Source organism: Psychrobacter nivimaris (assembly GCF_904846365.1).
Taxonomy (GTDB): domain Bacteria; phylum Pseudomonadota; class Gammaproteobacteria; order Pseudomonadales; family Moraxellaceae; genus Psychrobacter; species Psychrobacter nivimaris_B.
Genome location: NZ_CAJHAL010000001.1, coordinates 219,085 through 243,040 on the forward strand (window position 1 = coordinate 219,085; position 23,956 = coordinate 243,040).

The 23,956-nt window shown below is 42.7% G+C and carries 22 protein-coding genes; 16 read left to right on the forward strand and 6 right to left on the reverse strand.

Annotation, left to right across the window (positions count from 1 at the left end):
• The 4 genes from JMX63_RS00940 (at position 1) to arfB (ending at position 3,525) form a co-directional block, all read left to right on the forward strand.
• Positions 1 to 783, forward strand: a complete 783-nt coding sequence (locus JMX63_RS00940) for an SDR family NAD(P)-dependent oxidoreductase (RefSeq protein WP_057760664.1) — start codon at positions 1 to 3, stop codon at positions 781 to 783.
• A 161-nt stretch (positions 784 to 944) separates the two neighbouring features.
• Positions 945 to 1,706, forward strand: a complete 762-nt coding sequence (locus tag JMX63_RS00945; RefSeq protein WP_101205627.1) for an SDR family oxidoreductase — start codon at positions 945 to 947, stop codon at positions 1,704 to 1,706.
• A 216-nt stretch (positions 1,707 to 1,922) separates the two neighbouring features.
• Positions 1,923 to 2,765: an HpcH/HpaI aldolase/citrate lyase family protein gene (locus JMX63_RS00950; RefSeq protein ID WP_201570153.1), complete on the forward strand. Its 843-nt coding sequence runs from the start codon at positions 1,923 to 1,925 to the stop codon at positions 2,763 to 2,765.
• Between the two features lie 346 nt (positions 2,766 to 3,111).
• The gene (gene arfB, locus JMX63_RS00955) at positions 3,112 to 3,525 is read left to right on the forward strand and encodes an alternative ribosome rescue aminoacyl-tRNA hydrolase ArfB (protein ID WP_201570157.1); all 414 of its coding nucleotides are present in this window, start codon (positions 3,112 to 3,114) and stop codon (positions 3,523 to 3,525) included.
• A gap of 180 nt (positions 3,526 to 3,705) precedes the next feature.
• On the opposite strand, the gene JMX63_RS00960 is transcribed toward arfB, so the two are convergent.
• Positions 3,706 to 4,983, reverse strand: coding sequence for an MFS transporter (locus tag JMX63_RS00960; protein WP_201570159.1), 1,278 nt, complete (start codon positions 4,981 to 4,983; stop codon positions 3,706 to 3,708).
• A 369-nt stretch (positions 4,984 to 5,352) separates the two neighbouring features.
• Entirely contained in the window at positions 5,353 to 6,552 is a 1,200-nt protein-coding gene (locus JMX63_RS00965; RefSeq protein ID WP_201570161.1) for a sugar transporter, read from the reverse strand.
• Positions 6,553 to 7,291: 739 nt separating this feature from the next.
• Between JMX63_RS00965 and JMX63_RS00970 the strand changes: the two genes are divergently transcribed.
• The 5 genes from JMX63_RS00970 to JMX63_RS00990 all read left to right on the forward strand — a co-directional run bounded on the left by JMX63_RS00970 (position 7,292) and on the right by JMX63_RS00990 (position 11,675).
• Positions 7,292 to 8,206 (forward strand): hypothetical protein, encoded by a 915-nt coding sequence (locus JMX63_RS00970; RefSeq protein WP_201570163.1) that lies wholly within the window; start codon positions 7,292 to 7,294, stop codon positions 8,204 to 8,206.
• Positions 8,207 to 8,263: 57 nt separating this feature from the next.
• Positions 8,264 to 8,848, forward strand: coding sequence for a YqiA/YcfP family alpha/beta fold hydrolase (locus JMX63_RS00975; protein WP_201570166.1), 585 nt, complete (start codon positions 8,264 to 8,266; stop codon positions 8,846 to 8,848).
• Between the two features lie 97 nt (positions 8,849 to 8,945).
• Complete coding sequence (gene acuR / locus JMX63_RS00980; protein ID WP_201570168.1) at positions 8,946 to 9,578, forward strand: acrylate utilization transcriptional regulator AcuR; 633 nt, start codon at positions 8,946 to 8,948, stop codon at positions 9,576 to 9,578.
• Positions 9,579 to 9,659: 81 nt separating this feature from the next.
• Positions 9,660 to 10,643: an acrylyl-CoA reductase (NADPH) gene (gene acuI, locus JMX63_RS00985; RefSeq protein ID WP_201570170.1), complete on the forward strand. Its 984-nt coding sequence runs from the start codon at positions 9,660 to 9,662 to the stop codon at positions 10,641 to 10,643.
• 396 nt (positions 10,644 to 11,039) lie between these two features.
• The gene (locus tag JMX63_RS00990; protein ID WP_201570172.1) at positions 11,040 to 11,675 is read left to right on the forward strand and encodes a hypothetical protein; all 636 of its coding nucleotides are present in this window, start codon (positions 11,040 to 11,042) and stop codon (positions 11,673 to 11,675) included.
• A gap of 94 nt (positions 11,676 to 11,769) precedes the next feature.
• Here the strand turns inward: JMX63_RS00990 and JMX63_RS00995 are convergent, their stop codons facing one another.
• Positions 11,770 to 12,450, reverse strand: a complete 681-nt coding sequence (locus tag JMX63_RS00995) for a TetR/AcrR family transcriptional regulator (RefSeq protein WP_201570174.1) — start codon at positions 12,448 to 12,450, stop codon at positions 11,770 to 11,772.
• A gap of 377 nt (positions 12,451 to 12,827) precedes the next feature.
• Between JMX63_RS00995 and JMX63_RS01000 the strand changes: the two genes are divergently transcribed.
• The 7 genes from JMX63_RS01000 (at position 12,828) to JMX63_RS01030 (ending at position 21,490) form a co-directional block, all read left to right on the forward strand.
• The gene (locus tag JMX63_RS01000; protein WP_102090554.1) at positions 12,828 to 13,979 is read left to right on the forward strand and encodes an acyl-CoA dehydrogenase family protein; all 1,152 of its coding nucleotides are present in this window, start codon (positions 12,828 to 12,830) and stop codon (positions 13,977 to 13,979) included.
• Between the two features lie 62 nt (positions 13,980 to 14,041).
• Complete coding sequence (locus JMX63_RS01005; RefSeq protein WP_201570176.1) at positions 14,042 to 15,250, forward strand: acetyl-CoA C-acetyltransferase; 1,209 nt, start codon at positions 14,042 to 14,044, stop codon at positions 15,248 to 15,250.
• 72 nt (positions 15,251 to 15,322) lie between these two features.
• A complete protein-coding gene (locus tag JMX63_RS01010; RefSeq protein WP_227673195.1) occupies positions 15,323 to 17,512 on the forward strand; it encodes a 3-hydroxyacyl-CoA dehydrogenase NAD-binding domain-containing protein in 2,190 nt (729 codons plus the stop codon).
• Positions 17,505 to 18,644, forward strand: coding sequence for a CaiB/BaiF CoA transferase family protein (locus JMX63_RS01015; protein WP_227673196.1), 1,140 nt, complete (start codon positions 17,505 to 17,507; stop codon positions 18,642 to 18,644). Before JMX63_RS01010 ends, JMX63_RS01015 begins: the two co-directional genes overlap by 8 nt.
• Before the next feature lie 296 nt (positions 18,645 to 18,940).
• Positions 18,941 to 19,645 carry a hypothetical protein gene (locus JMX63_RS01020; RefSeq protein WP_201570178.1) on the forward strand — a complete coding sequence of 235 codons (705 nt, stop codon included), beginning with the start codon at positions 18,941 to 18,943 and terminating at the stop codon, positions 19,643 to 19,645.
• A gap of 315 nt (positions 19,646 to 19,960) precedes the next feature.
• Positions 19,961 to 20,965, forward strand: coding sequence for a 23S rRNA pseudouridine(2604) synthase RluF (gene rluF / locus JMX63_RS01025; protein ID WP_201570187.1), 1,005 nt, complete (start codon positions 19,961 to 19,963; stop codon positions 20,963 to 20,965).
• Positions 20,966 to 21,046: 81 nt separating this feature from the next.
• A complete protein-coding gene (locus JMX63_RS01030) occupies positions 21,047 to 21,490 on the forward strand; it encodes an SRPBCC family protein (protein WP_201570189.1) in 444 nt (147 codons plus the stop codon).
• Between the two features lie 75 nt (positions 21,491 to 21,565).
• Here JMX63_RS01030 and JMX63_RS01035 read toward each other — a convergent pair whose 3' ends face one another.
• From JMX63_RS01035 to JMX63_RS01045, 3 genes are all read right to left on the reverse strand, one after another.
• A complete protein-coding gene (locus tag JMX63_RS01035) occupies positions 21,566 to 21,877 on the reverse strand; it encodes a DUF1244 domain-containing protein (RefSeq protein ID WP_201570191.1) in 312 nt (103 codons plus the stop codon).
• Positions 21,878 to 22,008: 131 nt separating this feature from the next.
• Positions 22,009 to 22,629, reverse strand: coding sequence for a class I SAM-dependent methyltransferase (locus JMX63_RS01040; RefSeq protein WP_201570193.1), 621 nt, complete (start codon positions 22,627 to 22,629; stop codon positions 22,009 to 22,011).
• Positions 22,630 to 22,652: 23 nt separating this feature from the next.
• On the reverse strand, positions 22,653 to 23,726 hold the full coding sequence (locus tag JMX63_RS01045; RefSeq protein ID WP_201570196.1) for an HNH endonuclease family protein: 1,074 nt from the start codon (positions 23,724 to 23,726) through the stop codon (positions 22,653 to 22,655).
• Positions 23,727 to 23,956: the final 230 nt, after the last annotated feature.

Consider the following 23,956-nt stretch of genomic DNA (forward strand, 5'->3'; position numbering starts at 1 on the left):
ATGACACTGAATACAAATGGAATTGCATCAGATGTAGCTGGCAAACGAATTTTGATCACGGGCGGTGCATCAGGCATCGGGGCAGCAAGCGCGTTGTTGCTGGCCAGCCGCGGCGCAAAAGTCGTTATTGGTGATATGGCAGAAGAGATGGGTGAAGCGGTTGCCAAGCAAGGCCAAGATGCTGGCAACAGTATCGTCTTTAAAAAAGTAGACGTGACCAGTGGTGATGAAGTGCGTGCGTTGTTTGACTTTGCAGTAGAAACGCTTGGTGGCCTAGATGTTGTGGTGAATAACGCTGGTATCGACCACAAGCCTTCACCAATGCATGAGCTAAGTGATGATGATTTTGATCGTAATATCGCAGTGAATTTAAAAGGCGTTTGGCACTGTATGCGTGCTGCAGTCAATTGTATGCTGCCTAATGGCGGTGGTCATGTGATCAACGTCGCATCTATTGCAGGTTTGCGTTCAGCGCCTATGATATCAGCCTACAGTGCAGCTAAACATGGGGTCATGGGTCTGACCAAATCTGCTGCCCATGAGTATGCCCGTGCCAATATCCGTTTTAACGCTGTATGCCCAAGCTTCATTGATACGCCAATGGTACGCAATACCATGGCAACGATGGATGAGCGTACGCAGCAAGCAACGATTAAGGCCAGTCCACTGCGCCGCCTAGGAAACGTCAGTGAAATCTCTAGTGCGATTGCGTGGCTTGCCAGCGATGAAAGCAGCTTTATGAATGGCCATGCCTTCACCTTAGATGGTGGTATGCTAGCGTAACTGTGATCGTTGAGCGCTTTCAGTTTAGTTCATTAGTGCTCGATAATCGCTGTTAGTTTTGACAACGATTATCTGCATTTAGTTATCTGATTTTAGATACATGAATTTAGCGCTCAAGAATTATTGAAAATATAAAGTTTATAAAAATATAAGGAACAACTATGAAAGATTTATTTGATTTAACTGGTAAGGTTGCTCTAGTAACTGGTGCTAGCCGTGGTATTGGTGAGTCTATTGCCCGTCTATTGGCATCAAGAGGCGCACATGTGATTGTCTCAAGCCGCAAAATTGATGCGTGCCAAGCAGTCGCAGATAGCATCAAAGCTGATGGTCACAAGGCCAGTGCTTTCGCTTGTCATGTAGGAGACATGGAGCAAATTGACGCAATTTTTGAGCATATCAAAAGTGAATTTGGTCAAATTGATATCTTAGTTAATAATGCAGCAGCCAACCCTTACTATGGCCATATCTTAGACACGGATTTAGCCGCCTTTGATAAAACGGTTGAAGTTAATATCCGCGGTTACTTCTTTATGTCGACGGCCGCTGGCAAAATGATGAAAGAGCAGGGTGGCGGTGTCATCTTGAATACCGCATCAGTCAATGGTTTAGTAGCAGGCGATAAGCAAGGCATCTACTCAATCACCAAAGCGGCAGTCATTAGCATGACCAAAGCCTTTGCTAAAGAATGTGGCCCACTTAATATCCGTGTTAATGCGCTATTGCCAGGTTTGACAGATACTAAGTTTGCCTCGGCTTTGACTACCAACGATAAAGTCTTAAAAATGGCGCTACACTCAATTCCGCTAGGACGTGTGGCTGAGCCTGATGAAATGGCTGGTACCGTATTGTATCTAGTATCGGACGCTTCAAGCTATACTACAGGTGCGACTATCGTTGTCGACGGCGGTATGTTAGCTTAATTAGCAAAATACAGCATATAAGTTCAAGAACAATTTACTATGAAGAGCCGCATGAGATTCATTTTCATGCGGCTCTTTTGATTTGGTTTTTTAATGGAATGTTTAAGTAATCTTGGTTTTGCACTATCGAATAAATCGCTAATTTTGAATGAGGAACAGCGATATAATGGCATAATAAAGCTGCTAACCGCTACTTGAAAAATATAGGAATTAAGCATGGATTCAGTTATCAAAAATAAAATAAATATGATTTCTCAAAATAAAACATGGCTGTTTGTGCCAGCGACTCGCATCGATAGAGTAGCGAAAGCATTTGCTAGTGGAGCAGATGCGGTTATTGTCGATTTAGAGGATGCCGTTGCGCCAGAAGACAAAGCATCCGCACGTGAAGCATTGCAACAGTATCATGACAGTAAAGATTATCAGCCGATTTGGGTACGTATTAATAAGGCAGGTAGCGAGGAGTTTTTTAAGGACATAGTTCTCTGTCAGAAGATGTCACATTTAGCGGGAGTATTATTGGCCAAAGCTGAGCAAGTAGATGATATAGAAAGCGTACATCAGCTTACCAATTTACCCGTGATTGCACTGATTGAGAGTGCGATAGGATTGTATCAAATCGATAGTATGGCAAAAGCAGTCGGACTGGCCGCATTTAGTTATGGATTTTTAGATCTGTGCAATGATTTGCAAGTACAAGTAGGAACACCTGCCGCAGATATTATCGCCAATCAAATCCGCTATCAACTAATCCTGACGTCCAAAGTGCACCAATTATCGCCACCCATCGATACCATTTATCCTGACTTCAACAATAAAGTTGGACTGAGCGATCGAGTACAGTTATGGTCACAAATGGGGATGTCAGGAATGCTATGTATCCATCCCAAGCAAGTGGCAGTTGTCCAACAAACATTGCAACCAACAGATGAGACTTTGTTATTTGCACAGCATGTAGTCGAGGAGTATGAGCGGAGCGGGCAGGCAGTATTCAAAATAGATGGCGAGATGGTCGATGCACCAGTGATTGAGCGTAGTCGTCAACTGTTGGCAAAGTAGCAGGCCAATCCATATTTAGTTAAATATAAGTAGTCGGTTCAATATAATTTGGTTACTAGGGCGTGTCCTCAATTTAATCGATAGTTATCTAAATGGGTTGAAAACGGCTAAATCTTGCCAAATGGCGTCAAATAGCTGACTATTATCTGCGCTATTTTCCTTGTTTGACTGCGATTTATCTCATTTTTATCGCCATTCTTAAAATGAGGACACGCCCTAGAAAGCCGAGTGGAAGTATTACAAGCAGTATACTAAGCGAGACTGACACCGTACCTAATTTATAGAGGATTGACTATATAATGCTTTATCATAAACCATATCCATTCACATTCGATAACAGCATACTATGATTTTTATTAATAATAATATTAGCCTCAATGATAATGAGGTAGAGATCAGCGCCATACGAGCGCAAGGCGCAGGTGGGCAGAATGTCAACAAAGTATCTTCTGCCATTCACCTGCGTTTTGATATTAATAACTCAAGTCTGAGCGATGAGTACAAGCAGCGACTGCTAAATAGTAAAGATAGCCGAATAACCAAGGAAGGCGTGCTAATTATCAAGGCGCAGCAGTTTCGAACGCAAGAGCGCAATAGAATAGATGCGCTTGAGCGTTTGCAAAGTTTTATCACCAAAACCACTTACGTGAATAAAACGAGAAGGCCTACCAAGCCAAGCAGAAATGCCAAACGTAAACGGGTGGATAAAAAGACCCAGCGCGGTAAGACAAAGGCTTTGCGCGGTAAAGTGGATTTTTAGAGAGTTATTTGGTCAATAGTTTAGTCATCTAGCTACTCAACTTGGAAAACTGCTCAATTATATATAGTATAAACTCAGCACTCCATAATAAGATAATCAGGCCAAGTGTGCATATCTATGTCACTGGCGGCAAGAGTAAGGTATAGCTAGCTAGCAGTATCAATATTATGTAAACTGAAATTAAGCTTGTTTTTGTGGACGCAATAATAAGGCGAGTCCAAGTGCTACAAAAGCGACGATACCAGATATCATATAACTGATACTAAAATCTCTAGTGATTTCTGCAAGATAACCTGCGGCTACTGGCCCAAGAGCCTGTCCACCTGAAAAAGCAAAAGTCAGCGCTGCGAGCGCACTTGCCGCCGCCGCAGGCCCGAAATAATCGCCTGCAGAAGCTGCCATGATGACAGGCACACTCCACACCACTAAGCCAAACAGAATAATTGACAAATACAGTCCTGAATGCCAATCAGTCAATCCGACCAAGAGGTAAGCGCTGGCAAGGAAAACAAAGGCCAAAGCAAGCCCAAGGCGTCTACCAATATGGTCAGAAATCCAGCCAAACAACATGCCTGAGAACATGCTAAGCAGTCCAATCCATGCCCATACACCACCAGCCGCCGCTTCACTCAGTTGATACGAGCCAACCATACTGGTCACTATGAAGGTAACGTAAACCATATAAGTAGCGCCATAAATAGCAAAAATGACACCTAGATGTACGAGTAGTTTAATATTGCTACGTTCTAGCTTTTTCTTATTTTTAACAGGTAAGGTAGGTGCGCGCCCAAAAGGGCTTTGGCTGACATTGTCTGGATGATTGCGAATCAAAGTAAAGGTAAGCCAAGCTACCGCAATATTAATTACGGCAAAAATTAGCCAACCTGTCTGCCAAGACAGTAGAGTAGAGATGGGTAAGAGTTTGGGTACGACAAATCCCGATAAAATGATACCAAATCCAGGCCTAGCCATGACCAGTCCTAGAGCAAGCCCGCGGTGTGAAGGGAAAAACCAATGCGACATGACGCTCATCACTGGTAAGACCACGCCGCCGCTACCAATACCCGTCAACACATATAGCGCGCAAAGTATGGGAGAACTGATGGTAAAAGCCATACCGAACATAGAGACTGCAATGAGGAGTAGACTAGCCGTCGCAGTCGTTCGAGTACCCAACCGAGGTAGAATAAAAGGGCTTAGAAGCACTGCAACCAGATATCCTATCAGGTTAGTGAATCCCAAGATTCCACTTTGAGTATAATTTAACCCTAAAGAAGGCGACATGGACGGTAGTAACATGCCAAATGCGAATCGTCCTAACCCAAGTCCACAGAACATTGCTATAGAGCCTGTCGCAGCGACTATCCAAGCGTAATGCAATTTACCCAATCTAAGGGGCGCAGTGTTATCTTGATTTCTTTGATCTGGACTGTCTTGTTGAGTCATTCCGTCAGCCATCACGAATCTCCATCAAGTTGAAAACTCGTAATATATATCGTTACTAAATTTAGATCGTAGGTAATGACTTCCTTGTTTTGAATAGTATCCATTTCACACTCATCCTTTTGTGCTTAATCCCTATCAGTCCTTTATTGAATACGCTTATATTCTAAGCATACTCATGTCCAATAAAATTAGTATAACCGCACCTGAACGTTCGTTCAATGAATGTGTAAAAAATCCTTGAAATGATTTACAGGCTACATTGTTATATTCACGCATAAAGAAAAAGCCAGCCCATTTAGATGGCTGGCATTCTGCTTGCTGTTCCTGACAGTTACCTACTAACTACTGTTTTTTGGCTATTATCTAATATCAGTTTATTAGCTAGCCAAGTCGTTTACTCAATTCAGGAAAGCACTTGATCATAAATAGCATCAAGAGTAACGCCACAACTGCGATAGCCGCACCTGTATATCCTACGCTAGATAGTGAAATGTGCGTCACGGCATAACCGCCGAATAGTGCACCCGTACCAATCCCTAAGTTGATAATGCCTGAGAACATCGACATCAGCATGTCTTGCGCATTGACATCGACCATGATGACTTTGGCCTGCATGGAGATAATTAGTAGCATGAGCGCCGCGCCCCATAGTAAGGCGATAAAGCTGAGGGCCCATACAGAGGTCACTGCTAGCAACAGCGCAAGCATAGACACGAGCATCAGTATGGTCGATATCAGCATCAATCTGGTATTGAACCGATCGCCCCAACGACTGAAAATAATACTGCCTACAATTCCTGCTGCACCGAATAGTAACAGTACAAAAGTAGCAGCATTTTCACTGATATTACCGACTTTGCGCATGAATGGTTCTATATAAGAATAAGCTGTGTAGTGCGCTGTAAAGACCAATAAAATAAGCAAGTATAGACAGACCAATAAGGGGTTTTTGAGGAGTTCTGGAATCTTTCTAAAAGACCCCTCAAACATACTAGGTAGCGTTGGTAAGAGTCTCGCTTGTAGAATAAATACAATTAAGGCAATGACGCCAATACCGCCAAAGGTCGCTCGCCAGCCAAACCATTGCCCAACCAAACGCCCCAGCGGCACACCCAGTACCATTGCTAACGACGTACCCGTCGCCAGTACACTAAGCGCCATGGCTTTTTTGCCTTCAGGTGCGACGCGTATCGCGATAGCAGCTGTGATCGACCAAAATATCGCATGAGATAATGCAATTCCAACTCGGCTAATGAGCAGCACATCAAAGCTCCAGGCAAATACGGACAGTACGTGACTGGCAATAAATACGGCAAAAAGCCCTAAGAGCAACCGCTTGCGCTCAAATCGACTGGTTAGTAGCATTAGTGGTAATGACATCGCTGCGACAATCCAAGCATAGAGTGTCAACATCCAGCCAGTCTCTGCCGTCGTAATAGAGAAATCTTGGGCAATGTCGCTCAACAGTGCCACAGGAACAAATTCTGTGGTGTTCATAATAAAGGCACTAACGCCCATCAAAAATACTTGAAAATACTGATTTCGGCGAGCGTTTGAGCTGGCCTCATTATTATGTGTCATAAAATCCAATACAGATACGAATACTACGTGTGATAGGTCAAAGTGGGGCAGGCTTAAGTAGAATACAAGGTTTGCGGGGCAAGATAGCAAGCCCAAGCCAATCGTGAAAGGTGTTTTTTGATAAGGATTGTTAATTGGACGTTTATTGAAGATACTTGAGCAATATGAAACTGTCGCTAATTATATTGAATGCGTTGGGATACTTGCTAATGATTAAACTACAATTCATTTAAGAAGAAGCGACACCAGTTGTCGTATAAGGTTTTAAACAGCTTTATTTTTATGTGAGCTTATACTATAGTTATTAGGTCAGGCAAAATGACATGAGATGAAAACCAGTTAACCCTCGGAGCGCAATGCTTCACTTCTTAATTGAGTTTTTAAACGCTATCTTAGCGCAGTCTTTCTAGTAGTGTTATTTACGTTTAATCCTAAACTTCTGTGCCTGTATAAACCCAAAAAATTATATTTATTGATAAACAAAAAACTTAGTAGAAAAAAACTCGTTAACATTGCAAAAATATAAGCAATGCAACAGCAAAAAACTGTGGCTAAAAAGCCCATCGGAATTAAAAAAATACTACCTTACCAAGTCGATTAATTTACGTAACTTTATAGATAATGACGTCATTTAAACAATGGCGAATAGGCTCGGCTGGCTTGAAATCAGCATTCAGAATATAACAACAATGAAAAACTGCAGCGAAAAAACCAAAATCAAAATAATAAGGATATAACGATGACGACATTAACGTATCAGTTTGAGAAAAAACGGTTAGATAATATGCAATGGTCGGATGGCTCAAAGCTATCTGGTATAACGGCACTAGCAAATGATGAGAAAGGCCGAGTACGCAAACAGCCATTGTTTTACCTCGAAACGGTTTCTGTAGACAGTTATGAAGATGATATTTACTTCGTGAATAATACCGATGAGACGCTCAGTTGGGTAGCGCCTTTTAAACCCTATCGAAATATAAACGAAGCACGAGCGAAGTTAGGCGATACCAGTGATGAAAACCTGAATAAAGTGAAGCTTTATAGTGATGGCATGGATAACGTGTATCGAGATGTACTGCCTAAGCAGGGCGTGCGGATTGGTAGTACTCATATCATGTACGACAGTGATGCGATGATGCAGTGGTTCATACATGTGCCCTATAAGGGGCCAGATACTCATTATGCGATTTGGCAATTTAATGTAGTGGAAAAGGGCGGAGTTCGCGGAACTTATTCATTGCTGTGGAATGATTTCAGTAAACCCTCTCACATGGTGAGTTGTGACTGTCTGTTTGAGCAAGCTGATATGCCGATAGAGGTCAGTATTTACGAAGAGCGCTGTGCAATGCTCGACAGGCTTATCGGGTCATTTGGCATATCAAATGCCATATTCATATTGGCAATCAATGATGTGCTTTATCGTTATGGCGTGGGCTGGAGCGCGCCCTATAGTGAGTCGGATATACAGGCGCAAGACATTGCGATGAAACTAACCGCACAAAAGCCAGAAAATACGGAAGCGGTGAAAGCTATTGTCCAAGCAGTTTATGACTTTTGGTTTAATGAAGGTTTTACAAAAAATATTTCAATGCAAGCTTGTGAGGAGTTTTTGAACCTGTATCAAGCGCAGGTTGCTAGCCAGACACCAGTTTGATTTATAAGCCAAGTTGTCAATAATAAACCTAAATAATAATTAAAAAAGGAGAACCTCATGATGTTTCCTATCGAAAATAACGACACGTTTTTATTGTTTTTTCATGGTCTTGATTCCAGCAATGATACCAATAAATATACTTTTATCACGCGTGAGCCAAAATACTGTCAAACGGTCAATTACCGCGAGAGTTTTGCAGAAATATTTGAGATTTATGATGCTTTGATTTGTGAGAAAATGACACAGTATCCACGAGTGGTGTTGGCAGGGCATTCGCTTGATGGTTGGTTTGCCAATCATTTTGCCCATAAATACAACTTGCGCGCGCTGTTGATTGCGCCTTGTATCTATCCAAGTGAGGTATTGGTTGACCGTATCCCTGACGTGGTTGATATGAAGCTGTCTTTTCCCACAAACAATACCGAGATGGTACGAGTCATGGTAGAAGTCGATGATGAAAGTCTTGATGTGGCAGTGGCTAGAAGAACCTTAGTGAATCTGCCTGATAGCTGGGACGTCGATTATTTTGCAGGCGGTCATCACCGTATCGCTCGTAGTAGTGATATTTGGTATCACTTAACTCATCTGTGCGAAGATCCCATTGTTTGGATGGATGAGGCGACGTATCATAGTGAAGACTGATAGCAAGGATAGTCAAAAAACTGTCGCGACTGATGGATAAATAAACCGCTAAAAATAATCGATTGACATTAAAGACGATCGGTCATAATATCTATGAATGACGATTACTAAGCCAAAAGCCCGTCGAGGGCGTCCACCCAATGTTGAACGAGAGTTTACGGATACCCGTGAGGCTCTTTTGAGATCTGGGATGGAGATGATGACAGAGCAAGGCTTTGCTACCACTGGTATTGATGCCGTACTCAAACGCATCAATGTGCCTAAAGGTTCTTTCTACAATTACTTCAAAAACAAAGAAGCGTTTGGACAGGAAGTGTTGCGGCAGTACGCGTTGTATTTTGCTCGCAAGCTAGATCATTGTTTTTTAAACGAGCAAGTGTCTCCTATGCAGCGTATTAGTGACTTTGTTGAAGATGCTAAGTCGGGAATGATCAAGCATGAATTTCGCCGCGGTTGTTTGGTAGGTAACTTGGGTCAAGAGATTGTGGTGTTGCCTGACAGTTTTCGTTGTGAGTTAGAAAATATATTGCTTGATTGGCAAGAGCGTTTAGCGGCTTGCTTGCGTCTGGCAGTACAACAAGGACAAATACCTTCTCATAGTGATTGTGATGAGCTTGCTGCTTACTTTTGGATTGGTTGGGAAGGTGCGGTTTTGCGTGCCAAGTTGGTACAAGACGTCAGCCCATTAGATACCTTTTTCCGAGGATTTGCAGCAGGGATACAGAAGTAATTTTTTTATCTATATTTTTAGACGACCGGTCTAAATTATTTTTTACTCATTTATAGACGATTGGTCTAAATAGGAGCTACTATGTTTAAAGCAATATTAATTGAAAAAAATGATGATGCTTATCAGTCTAATCTGACTGAGATACAGGACGCGCAATTGCCAGAAGGGGATGTCACGGTCCGTGTGGCATATAGCACACTCAACTATAAAGATGGATTGGCTATTACGGGTCGTAGCCCTGTGGTACGCACATTTCCCATGGTTCCAGGTATTGATTTAGCAGGAACTGTAGAAACAAGCAGCCATCCTCGCTACGAAGCAGGCGACAAGGTGTTGTTAAATGGTTGGAGTGTGGGTGAGAAGTATTGGGGCGGTCTGTCACAAAAAGCGCGATTAAACGGTGACTGGCTTATCCCGCTCCCTGAATCGATGACTGAAAGTCAAGCAATGGCAATAGGTACGGCAGGATATACTGCGATGCTTTGCTTGATCGCGTTAGAGCGTAATGGACTGACACCAGAGCGTGGCGAAGTATTGGTGACGGGTGCTAATGGCGGTGTTGGTAGCTTTGCCATCGCACTTTTGGCAAACCAAGGCTACTCTGTCACTGCGTCTACGGGTCGCCTAGAGGAAGCAGAATACTTAAAAAGCCTCGGTGCAACGACGATCATAGACCGAGCAGAGTTGAATAGTCCGGGACGTGCACTTGGTAAGGAGAAATGGGCTGCCGCAATTGATTCTGTTGGTAGTCATACGCTGGCCAACGTTTGTGCTAGCACGTGTGAGGATGGTCTAGTCGCTACTTGTGGATTGGCTCAAGGCATGGATTTCCCTGCTACTGTTGCGCCTTTTATTTTGCGCGGAGTCAGTTTGCTTGGTATCAATAGTGTGACACGACCTTATGATGAGCGTGTAGAAGCATGGCAGCGTTTGAGTACAAGTTTGGATATGACGCAATTGGATGCAATCACCAGAGAGATTGGTCTAAGCGAAGTCATTCCGACAGCAAGCGAGTTGTTGGATGGTAAAGTTCGTGGTCGAATAGTCGTTGACGTCAATCGTTAGGCAATAATTTTTAATGCTTCAACACTGACTTTTCGATCTTTAGTCTCGTACTAGTATAGGAATAAGTAGTGTATAGAAGTGTCCGAGCTTGAGTACGTAAAGTGAAAAATAGCCATTCACAAACGGTCACAAATATCGGTATTTATTTTCTGCTGTCTGTTGTGCTATCATCATTGAACGAACTATCGTGGGTTTAACAGTTTTGTTATCGCCGTCTGTGACAACCGTCTCATGGCAGCATGACAAACCTTGCAACTTCCAGCACGATATAAAACAACTCTGGTAAAGCGCATGAGCCTGTACTCCGACAACCTCATTTGTGCCTGATTTTTTGCCTATTTGGGCGTATATCAACCTTTTTCGTCGGAGTTATAGGAGTCTAAGGTGTTCAATATCATGAGCCACATTGCCAACCAATCTCAATATACCCGTCGTTATCACCCACGCCATCTTTTAGCACAATATGCAATCAATCAGATAGCCACACTTGAGCTACGTTTGCAAGATATTGTCAGCGCCATGGGTTATCCTATCAAGCATACCATTCCTGCCTGTGACCGCTTGCGCCATGTACTGTCGAATAGATATCTTGGACTTGATAGCAGCTATATGGACAAATACTTTACCGCTGATGAGTTTTTGGCAAAGCTATTTGTCGTGCTTGAGATACCATATCAACCATTCGCAGAAGATATTGCTCAGATTAAAAATGACTTGACGAACCACTCTAATACGCTACCTAGATATAGCTTACGAGCGGAAGTGGATTTTACCTTTACGAGTGTCGATAATTGGGTGTCTCGTGGTAATGCTGCACGTTTGGCTCACATACGTCTCCCAGATGGATTTGCCAAATTAGACGATGCTCAACGTAAATCAGTGATTCAAGACAGCATCTGCGAGCATTATCAGCAGTATGAGGGCAGTTTGCCATACGATGGTGTTATCAAAGTTTATCGACTGACGATTGAACAAAACAACCATGTGGTTGATCATGCAGATTATGGCTTACCAAAATCCAGCAGTATCTAAAATGCTGTGAGTATATGAAGAGTGTAATAATCTAAGCTCATCGACTAAGAAGCCTTAGTATAAATTAGAAAACTCAGTATAAAAAAGCCTCACTTTATCGTGGGGCTTTTTGGTTCTTTGCATTAAATTTTTTGTTTAATGCTTCAGGTTTAGAGATGGCGCGCCATAAAATCACAAATAGCGCATCAAACTCTGCATTTAATGGCGTCTCTGTTTGGCGAATGGTATGCATTAAGCCAAGTCGACTAATAAATCCCATAAACACATCGAAGAGTATGTGCAGTGGGACAGTGTCATTGAGCACCCCACGATTTTGACCATCTTCTAATACCGCCAAAAACGCGCCAATTAACTCTTTGTTTTCATAGATCGCGATATTACGTATACGCGAGGCCGACACAGAAGACAGCACCATCACCGCATCTGGATGCGAGTCGACAAAATCAAAGCAGACCCACAGCGTCTTACGTAGACGATCTTGTACGCTATCAATCCCTTGCAGATGATCCATGATGCGAGCGGCTAATCTGCCGAGCACAATATCCATAATGGTATAAAACAGCGTTTGCTTGTCCCCGAAGTACTTGTAGAGCGTTTGCAAGGAAACGTTTGCAGACTTTGCAATCTGCGCCATCGTCACCTCATTAGCATCAAATCCTGCAAAGACCTTACGAACGGCTTGCTCAATTTTATCCAAAGTTGCTGGTCGCATATCGGATAGGGGCGCTAGCGATCGCGTTTGCGTAAGGCTATCTGACTGATTAAAGGTTTTCATATTTATCGCTTCTTAAAGTATGGGCTATTTAATATGTCCTACCAATTGAATAAATTGCTGACTAATTCTCATCATTAAATTAATGAGTAATTTGAATTACCATTTTTATTTAATGGATTGCGAAGTGGTTTTTCATAGCCTAGTATAAGACTCGTATATTAATAAATACAAAGAATTTATGGCATATCTATAACGGTAATATATATTACCATAATTTTTTAAAACGACTTAGTTATAGTCAGTTAATATAATTTCGATACAAGGAAACCGAGTGCAAGTTATACATTAGTATGCTTAGCGAGGATGACGATGTAGCGGATTTATATAGACTTGACTATATAGTTGTTCTTCACTTCACCTTGTCAAGGATAGACATCATGAGTATCGAAAAATTTACCCCAAACTGGATGACCGAAGAACATCAGATGGTGTATGACAGCGCCTTAAAAATGTTTCAATCTTGGGAGCCAAAGGATGAGCAGTGGCGCAAAAACGGCATGATCGATCGTGCTGCGTGGGAAGAAGCGGGCGAGATGGGGTTTTTGTGTGCGGCAATACCAAGCGAGTATGGCGGCGGTGGTGGCGATTTCGGTCACGAAGCCGCACTCATCTACGCACAGACTGAGGCCAATCAGTCAGGATTTGGCGGTATGGTGCATTCAGGTATTGTCGCGCCTTATATTTTGGCCCATGGTACTGAAGCACAAAAACAAGCGTGGCTACCAAAAATGGCAACGGGCGAATATATTGGCGCTATCGCCATGACTGAGCCTGGCACTGGCTCCGACCTACAAAACATCAAAACCTATGCAGTAAAAGACGGTGATGATTACATTATCAATGGTTCTAAGACCTTTATTACCAATGGTCAGCATGCCAATCTTATCTTATTAGCATGCAAAACAGACCGTGAAAAAGGCGCGCAAGGTGTCTCACTTATCATCGTAGAAACGGACAACGTAGAAGGGTTTGAACGTGGGCGCAATCTCGATAAGATTGGCCTGACCTCTCAAGATACCTCAGAGCTTTTCTTTAGCAATGTCCGTGTACCGCAAACCAACCTGTTGGGTACGGTGGAAGGCATGGGCTTTATACAGATGATGCAGGAGTTGCCACGTGAGCGTTTAATCATTGCGCTATCAGGGGTCGGTTCGATGAAGCTGGCTATCAATCTAACACTAGATTATGTAAAAGGCCGTGAAGCCTTTGGCAAACCTATTTGGAAGTTTCAAAACACGCGTTTTAAGATGGCTGAATGCTATGCCGATTATCTCGCTGCCAGTACCATGTGTGATGCGGCAGTCGATGCGATGTTAGATGGCAAACTGTCTGTACCGCATGCGTCATTAATCAAATACTGGGTCACCGAAAAACAGTGCGAAGTCATCGATGAATGCGTGCAGCTGTTTGGTGGCTATGGCTATATGACCGAGTATCCTATCGCCCGTTTATATGCTGATGCGCGCGTGCAAAAAATCTATGGCGGCACCAATGAGATTATGAAAGAGTTGGCTTCACGCTTTATGTAGACGCTTATATTATAAGATTACAATAGTTACTGTTTATTTAAAAAATAAAAAAAGGATTTTTTATGACTGAGACTGCTTATATTTATGATGCTATCCGCACGCCACGCGGCAAAGGAAAAAAGGACGGCTCTTTGTATCAGGCGTCACCAATCTGGCTGACACGTACCTTATTAAAGGAGATGCAGCAGCGTCATAACTTGGATACCAGTTTGGTCGATGATGTGGTGCTTGGCTGCGTGACCCCAGTGGGCGAGCAAGGCTCTGATATTGCGCGTATCGCCGTCATTGATGCTGGTTGGGCACAAAGTGTGGCAGGTCTTACCTTGTCTCGTTTTTGTGCCTCTGGTCTAGAATCTATTAATCTGGCAGCCGCCAAAATCATGTCGGGTATGGAAGACATGGTGGTGGCGGGCGGTGTTGAGTCTATGAGCCGCGTACCGATGGGCTCAGATGGCGGTGCTTGGTACATGGATCCGCGCGTCAATGAAGCGACGCATTTCGTACCGCAAGGGGTGGGCGCAGATACCATTGCAACGCTTAAAGGCTTTAGCCGTAGTGATGTCGATGCTTTTGCCACCGAATCACATCGCCGCGCGGCGCAGGCTTGGGAGAACGGCTATTACGACAAATCTGTTGTCCCTGTCACCGATATCAACGGCATGATGCTATTGGATAAAGACGAAACCATCCGTCCTAATACCAATGTCGAAACCTTAGCGGGTCTTAAACCTTCTTTTATTATGCCGGGAAAAATGGGCTTTGATAGTGTGATATTAGACCGATACACCACGATTGAAACCGTCAATCATGTGCATCATGCGGGTAATTCTTCTGGCATCGTTGATGGGGCGGCGATTTGTTTGGTCGGTAGCGCGGCGGCTGGGCAAAAAGCAGGACTAAAACCACGCGCCAAAATCACAATGGCCTCAGTCATTGGTTCAGAGCCTGCCATTATGCTGACAGGCCCAACGCCAGCTTGCCAAAAAGCCCTCGATAAAGCGGGCATGCAAGCCTCTGATATAGACCTTTGGGAGATTAATGAAGCATTCGCTGCTGTGCCGATGAATACCGCTGATGATTTTGGAATCTCGCTTGATATTGTCAACGTCAATGGTGGTGCAATCGCTATGGGTCATCCGCTTGGGGCAACGGGCGCGATGCTAATGACGACAGTCCTTGATGAGTTGGAACGCCGCGACTTACAGACTGCTATGATTACGCTATGTGTGGGCGGTGGTATGGGAATTGCCACTATTATCGAGCGTGTTTAACCTTTCTCTAAAATAGACTGAAAACCAATTAGACTAAAACGCAATATACAAAGAATCATTTAAGGGATAAAAATGATGACAAATAACCAAACAGTAGATAGCGTAATAGCCATTAACGCATTAGATAACTTCTCCGCCCAGCGTGATGACGAGGGTGTCGTCACCGTTACGATTGACCAAAGCAAACGCAAAATGAATGTCATTGGTGATGGCTTTACGGAGGCATTTGCCACGATAGTTGATAGTTTTATCAATGATGACGCCGCCACAGGCTTAATTCTCACATCGGCCAAAGACACCTTTGTGGTTGGCGCAGATATTGATCAATTGAACCAGATAGAGACAGCGGAGCAAGCATTTACATTGACCGAGGAATTAAAAGGGAGTTTGCGTACGCTTGAGACCTCAGGTAAACCCGTCGTCGCTGCTATGACAGGAACCGCATTAGGCGGTGGTTTAGAGTTGGCACTTGCCTGTCATTATCGTATTGCCATTGACACGCCTAAGACCAAGCTTGGTTTGCCTGAGGTGAAACTGGGCTTGTTACCTGGCGGCGGCGGTACTCAGCGCTTACCAAGGTTAGTCGGTATTCAAGTAGCACTGGAGCTGATGACGCAAGGCAAAGAATTACGACCAGCAGCGGCAAAAGATATTGGACTTATTGATGCAATAGCCACTGATCGAGCAGATATGCTGAAGCAAGCAAAAAACTGGATTCAAAACAATCCAAGCGCGCAGCAGCCATGGGATGAGAAGGGTTTTAAAATTCCTGGCGGCGATAGTAAGCATCCTAGCGTTGTACCGATATTCTCTATCGCCCCAGCCATGGCCAATCAAAAATCTCACGGCAACTATCCAGCGATTACTCATATCATGTCTTGTGTGTTTGAAGGATGCCTAGTTGATATCGATACAGGGCTTGAGATCGAGTCGCGTTATTTTGCCGCTTGCGTACTGTCAACTGAATCTAAAAACATGATTAACACCTTATGGACGCAGCTGAATAGCATCAAAAAAGGTCGGTCTCGACCTCAAGGGTTTGAGCAGACCCAAACCAAAAAAGTCGGTATCTTGGGGGCTGGCATGATGGGCGCTGGCATCGCTTATGTTACTGCCAAAGCAGGGATAGACGTCGTGCTATTGGACACAGAAATTGCCAATGCTGAAAGAGGCAAAGCGTACTCTGCTAATATTTTGGATAAAGCCATCAGCCGACAGCACGCTACCGAAGAGAAAAAACAAGCTCTCCTAAAACGTATCACGCCAACCGTCTCTTACGATGATTTAGCTGGTTGTGATCTCATCATCGAAGCGGTGTTCGAAAATCGAGAAATCAAAGCCAAATGTACCCAGCAGAGTGAAGCAGTGATTTCAAACACGGCTATTTATGCGTCTAATACCTCAACACTACCGATTACTGGGCTAGCAAAAGCCAGTACACGACCAAACCAGTTCATCGGTCTGCACTTTTTCTCGCCAGTAGACAAGATGCCACTCGTTGAGATTATCATGGGCGAGCAAACTGATGATGCAACATTGGCCAAAGCATTCGACTATGTTGTGCAAATAGGCAAAACGCCTATCGTCGTCAATGACAGTCACGGATTTTATACCTCGCGGGTATTTGGCACCTATGTATCAGAGGGCATTGCGATGCTAGGAGAGGGTATGCATCCGCGTAGCATCGAAGTTGCCGGTATGAAAACAGGGATGCCGATGCCGCCTTTAGCATTGCAAGATGAAGTGTCATTAAGCCTAGCATTGCATGTCAGCGAACAGCAGCAAGCGGATATGGCAGCCGAAGGTAAGCCAATCGTAGTGCGCCCTTCTTATGACATACTAAAAACACTGGTTAATGAGCAAGGGCGCGAAGGTAAGAAAAATGGCAAAGGGTTCTATGACTATCCAACAGAGGGTGATAAGCATCTATGGCCTGAGTTGGTAAATTTATATCCGCCAAAATCGGAGCAACCTTCACAGCAAGATTTGGTAGATCGGCTAATGTTTATTCAAGCCAATGAATCCGCTAAGTGCTATGAGGAGAATGTCGTACGCTCAGTTGCCGATACCAATATAGGGTCTATCTTTGGTTGGGGGTTTGCACCGCAGTACGGTGGTACGCTACAGTTTATCAATGCGATGGGCGTGAGTGCATTTGTTGAGCGTAGCCGTGAGCTGGCTGCGAAATATGGCGAGCGTTTTGAGCCGGCTCAAATCTTGTTAGATATGGCAGCCAAAGGCGAGGCGTTCTCCGATGACTGACATGCATGTATCAAATCATGATCAAATGGCGGACTGTCTACAAGGGTTACGAGTGATCGATCTGACTCGTAATCTACCTGGGCCATTTGCTACGCGTTTGCTAGCAGATTTGGGCGCGGACGTCCTTAAAATCGAACCCAAACAAGGTGATCCTGCTCGGGTGTTTGGTGAGCTATTCGCAGCTCTAAACCACGGTAAGACGACCGAAAAATATGATTTTCATGATCCCAAAGAGACTGAAGCTATAAAAGCACATCTTAAAGAAGCTGATGTGATGCTAGATAGCTTTCGCCCAGGTGTCTTGGCAGAAATGAGGCTAGATGCTAAGACCTTGCATGCCATCAACCCAAAGCTAGTAATAGTGTCAATCACTGGCTATGGCGTAGCAGGCAATTACACAAAAGAAGGTACTTATTTAGAAGATGCTGATTCAAAAAACAGCTCTCAAGTGAATCATGACTGGGCCAATAAGGCAGGTCATGATATCAATTTTATGGCTATGAGCGGTGTACTAGATCAGCTAAGGACAGCGCAGGGTGAGCAGGCCATGCCCAATATTCAGTTTGCGGATTTGGCAGGTGGTAGTGATACAGCAGTGATAGCACTGTTGGCTGCCGTATTTGCCGCGCAGCGTACGGGCAGGGGACGACACATTGCTATTAGCATGACGCACAGTTTGTACAATCATATGGTCATGCCAAAGGTCACAGGCAAACTGATTAATAGCCTTTCAGGAAATGGCTTAAACGACACTCTACTGCCGCAGCATGACTTTTTAGGCGGTGCATTGCCATGCTATCGATTGTACCAAACCGCTGACCAGCGCTATATGGCGGTTGGTGCCTTGGAGCTGAAGTTTTGGCAAGGGCTATGTCAGGTATTGGAGCTGCCAGCGCTTAAAGCAATACACTGGCAACTTGGTATCATGCCCAATAGACCTGAGAGCCAAACAGCGACCAACACAATCGCGGAAAAATTCGCCAGTCAAACGCTTGAGCATTGGCAACGTGTATTTGCAGCAAAAGATGTCTGTGTGACCCCTGTTTTGAGTCTAAATGAAGCCAAAGCTCACCCTTTATTTGCACATCAAGATGAGCATCATGCAACATCAGGGTGGCAGCAAGTGAATTAGTATGTAAGTAGCTTTAGAGAAAAGTGAAAGTTGGATTAGCACTTGAAGGCAATATTAAGATACTGCTGGCTAGTATCGTCTTTTTAGTCTGTGTTATTTAGACTACCTGTCTAAAGTAGAGTGATTGAACTTGTATATTTATAACTGTCTATCTAAAATTGCCTGAATAAGAGACAATACGCCCATAAATCCTAAAGTCTTACGGTACTGAAGCATAGTAGCACGTTCAAAGGCTCTTAGAGATTGAGCAACACAGACATTTAATAAATTTAACTTAAGCAAAAAGGCAGTTCTGAATGACCAAACATAACCCGTGTAATTTTTTACCTTTGCAGCCAACAGGTAGAAACGAGACCAATACTGCTAATACCTATGCTCCTGAAGATATGATTAAAATATACGAGCAGCAGTTTCTCATTCAAGTGCCTGAAGAAGAGCTGACAGAGTTTTTGCCAGCGTTAAAAGCATTCTATGATATCGATAATCATACCTTAGATGTCAGTGCCATTATTTTTGATGCAATAGCAGACTCTGCTATCATTTATAATCATAAAATCAAAGTCGGCGACTATCAGATATTAGGTGAGTTGATAGAAGAGGCGATTGAATATGATGAAGACAACAAAAGTGATGAAAGCGCTGAGAGTGAAGAAATTCAAGCCTATACATTAGAGTGCCAACGTACATTTTTCATCAATGACGTAGAAATACCTTATCATTTCAACCTGTTCATTTATGGCGATGGTTATTCTACTTTGACCAAAAAAGAAACCGTACTAGAAAAAATGTACTGGTTTGTCAGAGGTAGATTTGAAGAGGATTTATTAGATGACGCTGAAGATAACGACAGCTTAGAATCTATTAATTCGCAACTAGCCAGTTTAGGTATTCGTGAAATGGATCTGACGACTGTGGATGAGATAATCAGCTATGTAGAAGGTAGCATCATTGACGATCCAATGGTGGACGAGCTTAACAAACTGTTAGATGATGCTGAGTAGTGAGTAAGATAAGTTAATAGAGTAATCAATTAGTAAAAGTACAGATTTGAAAATTATATAGCTGAAAAACTAGAAAAAAGCCTCACTGCTCGTATAATGAATGGTGAGGCTTTTTAAATTTCTAACCTCATAAACAAGTTCTTTCGACATCATCGAAAATTACATGACGCTATACATTTATAGGTTTTCACCCATCTCTCCTCAAAGGGTCAGTCGATTTCCTATATAATGTGAGCTATTTCGTTATTGTTTATCCATTCAGTTTAGGCTTTTTTCTTAGCAAAAAACGCTTCTTATCAGGTAAAACGGTGCTTTATGTTCAATGCTTCCTCGACTCGTTTAAATAAATACATCAGCGAAAGTGGTATTTGCTCTAGGCGAGACGCTGACCGCTTTATTGAACAAGGTAATGTATACATCAATGGCAAACGTGCGTCGGTAGGTGATCAGGTGGTCGCTGGAGATGCGGTAAAAGTCAATGGGCAGCTTATTGAGCCACGAGAGCCTGATGATTTTATTTTTATTGCATTAAATAAGCCAGTGGGCATTGTAAGCACCACGGAAAGCTCCGAGAAAAATAATATTGTTGATTTTGTGCGACATAGTTTGCGTATTTTTCCGATAGGCCGTTTGGACAAAGATTCTCAAGGTTTGATATTTTTGACTAATAACGGTGATTTGGTCAATAAGGTACTACGTGCTGGTAATAATCACGAGAAAGAGTATCTAGTTACAGTAAATAAGCCGTTAACTGATAGTGTTATCGAAGGTTTAGCGGGCGGTGTGCCGATGCTTGGCAAGATGACCAAAAAATGCCCAGTGACTAAAGTGGCGCCTAATGTGTTTAATATCACGCTCGTTCAAGGTTTAAACCGCCAAATTCGCCGTATGTGTGAGCACTTTGGCTACGAAGTCGTTAAGCTTGAACGTACGCGGATTATGAATGTAAGTCTCAAGGGTCTTCCCGTTGGTGACTGGCGAGACTTAACCCCAAAAGAGCTGTCTGTGTTACTTAAATCTGTAGAAGATTCCTCTTCGCAAGACAATCACTCAAACAAGAAATCTCGCAATACGCCACGAAAAAAATCTCGTGCTGATGCTTCGTCAAAGTCAAAACCATCTACAAAATCAGCAGGTGCAGCAAAGGGGCGTAACAAATACGCCAAGGACGATGCTAGAAAACCAGCAGGTTCTAAAGGTAGGGATGGACGTCCTACTGGTCGTGGTAAGCCGTCAGGCAGTAATGGTAAATCTGGAGGCAATGGTAAACCTGCTACCAATGGCAGGCGTCCTTCAAAGGGACGAGGCTCTTCGCGGTAATAATTTTTCACAATGTGACGGCTATATTTATTGCTGAAATAGCCGTAAGTTAAATAACTTTAGTCTTAATGAGATCATATTATGTTTAAAATAAAAGTAGAGCGCATTGTCAAAAAACCGATTGATGAGGTATTTGAAGCACTGAGTGACCATGCCAGTTATGGCTCATTTAAAGCGGTGGGAGTGGCTAAGTTGGTGAATGAAGGTGACGAGGAGCGCAATGGCGTCGGGGCTTTACGTAGCATTCAAACGGGACCCGTTAAGTTCTGGGAGCGGATTACGGCGTTTGAGCGTCCTACTCATATGCAATACCAAATCGAAAAATCTAAACCTATAAAAATGCAGCATGATAAAGGCATCATTGACTTAAAAGACTTGGGCGATGGCACCACACACGTGACTTGGGTATCTGAGGGTCGATTGATTGTACCACTGCCATTAGTCGGTCGCCTGTTCGACCGTCAAATGCAGAAACAAGGAACTATAGGGTTTAGTAGCATACTCAAATCTATAGAAAGCCGCTAATCTAGCGGCAATGTTGGATTTTCTGATATCACTCTCTAGTGATGGCTTATTTTATTTGAGCTATCACTGTCAGTTTTAATCCGTTTTATTCTTAGCAGCTTCAATCTCGTTAAAACGCGCTAACTGCTCTGGCGTTGCTTTTTGTTGATATTTCTCTTTCCACTCGGCATAAGGCATACCATAAACAAGCTCGCGCGCATCCTCGTATTCGATTTCAATACCACGCTCTTCACCAGCCGCTTTATACCATTTGGATAAACAGTTACGACAAAAGTCGGCAAGGTTCATTAGCTCAACATTTTGTACATCTTTACGTTCGTCTAAATGAGCTAGTAAGCGACGAAATGCAGCTGCTTCTAGCTCAATGTTTGATTCTAATTTTGCCATAATATTTTCCTAATTGTAGTTGAGCTACTTCTAAACCAACATGATACTAACGACATAAATATTGCGCAACCTATGTCGTTCTATATTAAAAACGTGCACATCGAAACTCATCATAGCTTCGGCTCATTTGTTTAAACCTTTTTAATCATAATATTAAACCATGCTTCATCTCTATTCGCTCTTTGATCAATCGTAAGCCAAGTTTCTTCTTTGAACTTATGATTGATTTTTTGCTTTAAGGTTTCCCAGCGTTCTTCATTCATATCGCAGAAAAAACGTCCATCCTCAATACGGTCTCTATTGCCATATTTAAAAGATGCGTAAAAATTACTTTCATCTGTCAGCATGGTGAGTAAGTTATCTACTAATTCAGGAAGCTCTTCATAAGGTACATGAAGCAGCGAAGCACATGCCCAAATACTTGTAAATCGTTTATGCCACTTCTGAAATGGAACTTGCTCGAAAGTTAAGCATTGCCAATCAATAATATCATTGTTATGAGTTTTTGCCCGTTCAATAAGCTCTTGACTGCCATCAGTCGCGGTAACATTGAAGCCTAAGTTAGCAAAGTGAATACTGTCACGACCTGAGCCGCAGCCTAAATCTAGTATGTTTTGCTGGTGTACTGGTCTAACAGGCAAGTTGTCTATAAAGGGTTGGTATAGTCGATGCATATCCACACTAATGGTTTGCTCAAAGAATGAATTTGCGTTGCTATTATAAAAATCTAGGGTATTTGATTGATTTATCATGGGCTATATATCGCTGTTCATTATTAGAAGAGACTACTTCCTTGTTGTCTAGGTTGCCAGACATGAATCAAATGTTCTTTTGAAAAGTTGAAGGACTTCTGCAAAAACTGTTGACGTGTCTTCTCATTTATACCCGTTTGATTGATTAAGGTTTCGCGTAGTGGGTGGTGACTGCCAATCAAATATTCGTTGCGTGTATGTAGTCTTTTCAACAACTCAATATTAGGTAATTTAGCAGCTTTACCATCTATACCACGGTTGCAATTAGAGCAAGCAAGCACTAAATTCCAAACCCCATCGACATTAACTGGCCGACAGCAACTAGCGGTTGCTACTTGGGCTTTTAAAGTATGCGGAAAGAAGTGGTCAACGTCTGCTAGCATCACGTCATTAGAAGCAATACTGATTTCTGTAAAGCAGTAAAAGCATCTGCTCTTTTGATATCCGTTTAATGCACCTCTTGAACTGGTAATATCAATGCGGCAATGTTTATTATCTTTAGTAAATAATTGTTTGGTATCTTGGTCAAATTCAACTGAAATTAAACCTTTACTAATATTGAGCTCCCACGCTTTTTCTACCAAGTTCCAACGTGACTCTGTCTCTAAATTTAGATTTTTAGCCGAATTATCAAACACATGAAATAATTTGAATAAGTTATCTGTTAGACGTATTCCTTTATTTTGTTTACGCTCGTCAACAAAAAACTCTTCATTAATTACATCATAAAAACGTTCTTGCACTGCTTTAGTATTGACCACATGAAATGCGTCCAAAACGTATTTAAATCCTTCTTTATTCGTGACATGAATGAGTTCATCTTCGCTAATCTGTTGATGGTTGAATTGAATGCAAGCATTGATAAACTTACTACTACTAAAAGTGCTCTGTTTAGGGCTATGTTTTAGATGTTCACATAGATGTAAGGCGTAGGGCAGCGCTAAATCTTCGAGCGAAATCAAGTCAGAATCTCTCTCTAAGCTGACATCGATTAAAGTTTTGGCAAGCGCGAATTTATAAGAAGCAGTGTTTCTACCAAACAGAATAATAGCTCGCCAGTAATTTTCTAGCGTGGGCTCAACGTCTATGAAGTTCATGAATGGCTCAATCTGTCGTTAATTGGAGTGGACTGTGGTGATAGTCCATTCTAATAGTACTATAACTTTGACAATTGAAATGATATTTCCGCTTTAGAGGGTTAGTTCGAAATGGTCACGTTTTGGTCACGGTGCTGATTGTTGAGCTTTTAATATATTAGCTAGACTTAGCAATTAGACTGAATAGCTCATGTTGAAAAACGCTACAGACCTTGAAAATTAGACAAAAA